At 66.4% G+C, this 3,423-nt stretch carries 2 protein-coding genes; both read right to left on the bottom strand.

Annotation, left to right across the window (positions count from 1 at the left end; all coding sequences use genetic code 11):
* Nucleotides 1-1,495, bottom strand: a 1,495-nt coding sequence (locus tag ACFDS6_RS16840; RefSeq protein ID WP_375273234.1) for a tyrosine-type recombinase/integrase, incomplete at its 3' end; no start/stop codon positions are given.
* Nucleotides 1,496-1,640: 145 nt separating this feature from the next.
* Nucleotides 1,641-3,398, bottom strand: coding sequence for a strawberry notch family protein (locus ACFDS6_RS16845; RefSeq protein ID WP_375273235.1), 1,758 nt, complete (start codon nucleotides 3,396-3,398; stop codon nucleotides 1,641-1,643).
* Nucleotides 3,399-3,423: the final 25 nt, after the last annotated feature.

The following is a 3,423-nucleotide window of genomic DNA, read 5'->3' on the forward strand; positions in this document are numbered from 1 at the left end:
GATCGACCTTGGCGTAGATGGCAGTGGTCTCGGGCGAGCTGTGACGCAGGATGGTTCCGACGGACTCCAGGCCTGCGCCCGCTCGCAGCAGGCTGGTGGCAAGCGAATGCCGGAATATGTGCGACCCGGTCGGCACCCCATCGATCCCACCGCGGTCGCGCGTACGGGCGACGATGCCAGCGATCTCGGCGGACGAGCGGAATGGCCGGAACGGCGCTTGTGCGCGCAGGAACAGATGCTCTTCGGCGGCCTTCGGGCGGGCTCCCGCAAGATATGCCAGGATCGCGTCGCCAACATCCTGCGGCAACGGCAGGCGGTCCGGCCGGCGCGTCTTGCCCTTGACCGTCAGGTGACCAGATCGCCAGTCGATATCCTCAAGGCGCATATCCCGAATATCACCGGCGCGCAGCCCAAGTCTGGCGAGCAAGAGTATGATGGCCTTGTCCCGGACCTCCACCGGACGATCTGTTGGACAGGCCGCAATGATCCTCTCGATCGTTGCCGAGTCGACGTGGCGCGGCAGCGTTGAAAGGCGGTAGCGCTGCACAGATGGAACTGCATGCGACAATGCCGGCCGGCACTCGCCACGCACGACCAGAAACCGGATGTAGCTCCTCATTATCGTGACGAGCAGCGATGCCGAGCCCGGCGTCTCCTGGCTTCGTCGTTGGAATGCGCTCCTGAGTCCGGCGGCATCCCATAGCGAAGGCTCGCCCAACATAGGGATGAGCCGTCTGATATCGGTCCGGTAGCGCCGGATCGTCTCGTCCGTGGCGCCGCGGTGTTGCTTGAGCCATGCCAGGTAAGCCGACATGTGCGGGTCATCGTCCGCCACCGGTTCAACCAATGGGATGGCGCCCCGGCCTCGAAGGAACTCGACGAAGTGCCGTGCGCATCGCCGCCGCCGCTTGGTGCCCGTTGCGACCAACTGGCCCCGCTTGCGCCAGACCGGGCATCGGCAATCATGCGCGGCGTACTGGTCGATGATCGTGTCATCGATATCGATCCATTGGCGCCGCGCCATGCGAAGCCAGGCCACGAAATGCTCGGCCTCGGACCGATAGGCCTGTGCCGGTCCCTCGGCGAGTTGCAGGCAAGCGATCGCATCGAAATAGTCAGCGAGGTGCCGTGGCAGATCGTCGATCCCGTCGTCGACTTCGACGTAGCCTTGATCTTCCAGGAACCGGACGAAGCGCCTGACCCTTGCTGCTTGGTCAGCCTTGTAGAGCGCTTGCTGCGCCGAATACCGGTGGCACCGGCACCCATGCTTCTCGAACCGCCGGACAGCCCGATCGTCAATCGTGCGGATCGCGATCCTATGCAGGCCCAGCCAATGCAGGAAATGGCGGACCGCCGCGCCATACAGAACCGCACAGCCTGACTTCTCGTCGAGGGACAGAGAGGAGAGGAATGCGGTGAGAAGAGCGCCGTGACTGGGCGGGTCTTCGACCCTGAGCGGGGCAGTCCGAAACGGCAGTGATGATCGTGTTCGCATGTTGGCTCCTTCGACTTGCTGAGGTCGACGGAACCGTAGTTATCTGGAGTGAAATCATGGAAAACCGGAGGAAACCTGCGCTTCCCGCCGCCACGCTCGACATAAACTGCGACTGCAAAGAATACGTCTAATGTTGAGCTCAACATTACACGGCCTCGCGCGGGGAGAGCTCGATGTCGAGGTTGGCGCGCTCCTCGGCACACAGGCCGGCAAGGGCGCGGTTGAGCATCGCCTCCGAGGTCGAGACGAGCTGCACCACCACGCTGTCACCGCGGGCAAGGTCCTTGGCGATCGCGGGGATCAGCGATGGGAGCTTCATCCCGATCAGGAGCTGGCCGAAGAACCGCTGCTTGGTCGACTCGAAGATCGACAACGCGGCGGCCTTGGCCCCGCTGTTGTAGGTATCCTTCGAGAAGCTGTCGGTGACGCGCGTCGCATCGAGGGCGGCGCGCAGGTTGGCGTGGATGATCGCCCATGCATCGGCATAGGCGTCGTACACCGCGATCTGGTCGACCGTGAGCTGATGCTCCAGGATGTCGTACTCGACGCCGGCGAAGCTCAGCGCGCGCGCGGCGTAGAGCCCCTGCATCTTGAGATCGCGCGCGATCAGCTCCAGCGCCGCGATCCCGCCCCGGCGCAGGCTTTCCACGAACGCCTTGCGGTCGGCGAAGGCCGTGCCCGGCCCCCACAACCCGAGGCGTGTGGCGTAGGCGAGATTGTTCACGTCCGATGCGCCCGTGGCGGAGACGTAGAGGACGCGGGCGCGGGGAAGGAGGTTCTGCAGGCGGACGCCGGCGATCCCCTGGTCGGACCCGTCCTTGGTGCCGAAGCGGCCTTCGCCGCCGGCGACACCCGCCATCTCGTGCGCCTCGTCGAACACGATCATGCCGTCGAAGCCGTCCCCCAGCCAGTCGAGGATCTGGCGAAGCCGTGTGCCTTTGTCGCCGCGGTTGGAGCGCAGCGTCGCATAGGTGAGGAAGAGTACGCCCTCGCCGGCGCCGACGGGTACCCCGAGCTTCCACTGGTTGAGGTGCTGGATGTCGAGTGCGAGGCCGCCCACCGCGGTCCAGTCACGGCGCGCATCCTCCAGCAGCGTCTCGGTCTTGGAGATCCAGACGTGCTTGCGACGGCGGCGGAGCCACTGGTCGAGGATGATCGAGGCGACCTGGCGGCCTTTGCCGGCGCCGGTGCCGTCGGCGAGGAAGAAGCCGGTTCGGTAGGGCTGGCCCGCGTCGTCAGGCGTCAGGGACAAGCCCTCTTCGGCGGGCAGGAACCGGCCCGGGAGATCGCGCTCGAAAGCATCGCTGGCGTAGATCAGCGTCTCGAGCTGGGCGTCCGACAGGACCTTGCCGTCGACGACGTGGGCCGGAAGCTGAGGCCGGTAGCTCGGCCGCGGCGCGGTGATCGAGCCCATGGCAATCGATTCCACCAGCGCCGTCGGGTGCTGCGACGCGCACCCGATCGCGATCCGGCTCGGCCGATAGGGCAGGTAGACGCCCACGGCCTCCTCCACGGGCGCCGGCTCGGCCATGACGGTATAGTCGATGTTGCGGGTGGCATTGGACACGCGCTCGCGCGTGGTCGGTGCCGGGAGGCGGCGCCGTGCCGAGAGTCCGCCGAGGAGCGAGCCGGAGGAGGGGCGCATGGAGCGCGGTACCGGCGAGGGAGCGGGCGACGCGGGCGCCTGGACGGCGGCGATGTGGGCGAGGGCGGCCGCCAGCGTCTCGCAGGGCGTCAGGTCGGCCCCCCCGGGCTGGCCCTTTTCGAGGAGCATGATCTTCACGGCCTGGCCAGTGCCGTGCTTGGCATAGGCGTTAGCCGGCAGGAGGAGGTGCAGGGTAAGGCCGCACCCTTCGCTGGCCTTGATCCAGGCCCGTGAGCTGCCCCCTTCTGAGTGGTCCATCGACTATGACAGTCTGGATCAAGGA

The organism is Sphingomonas sp. (genome assembly GCF_042095875.1).
Classification (GTDB): Bacteria; Pseudomonadota; Alphaproteobacteria; order Sphingomonadales; family Sphingomonadaceae; genus Sphingomonas.